The sequence below is a fragment of the Mesorhizobium sp. M2E.F.Ca.ET.209.01.1.1 genome (genome assembly GCF_004010375.2).
In the GTDB taxonomy this organism is placed as follows: Bacteria; Pseudomonadota; Alphaproteobacteria; order Rhizobiales; family Rhizobiaceae; genus Mesorhizobium.
The window spans coordinates 1-420 of sequence record NZ_SADP02000235.1 but is presented as its reverse complement, the minus strand read 5'-3'; the positions used below and the strand labels follow the sequence as shown (position 1 = coordinate 420).

Here is a 420-nt window from a genome sequence, read left to right as displayed (position 1 = left end):
GCGGCGCCGATCGACACTTCGCCGGCCGAGGTCTGCGGAGCGGTCAGGCCAAAGGCGGCGTAGCCGGCCTGCGCGCCAACCGTGGGGGTTGACGACGCACCCAGTGCGACGCTGTTGGCGACGGTGCTCTGGGCGCGGGCGCCGAGCCCCACCGACTGGATGCCCGATGCGGTCGAGTCGGTGCCGAGCGCGATACCGTCGGCCAGCATCACATGAGCGTTCTGGCCAATGGCGGTGCCGCCAGGCGCCGTCTGGTCGACGATGGCGCCATTGCCGATGCCGACGCCATTGTCGCCGTTGACGACCGTGGTCGGACCGACCGCGACCGATTCCGCTCCTACCGCCAGCGAATCGCCAGCGGTCGAATTGGCATGGAAATATTTCGTCGAGGTGGCAGAGACCGCCGCGATCGCCCCCGCC

General features: G+C 69.8%; 1 pseudogene. It reads right to left on the bottom strand.

Going from position 1 to position 420, the window contains the following annotated elements:
• Positions 1–420: pseudogene (locus EN852_RS35445) on the bottom strand (hypothetical protein); the annotation flags it as partial.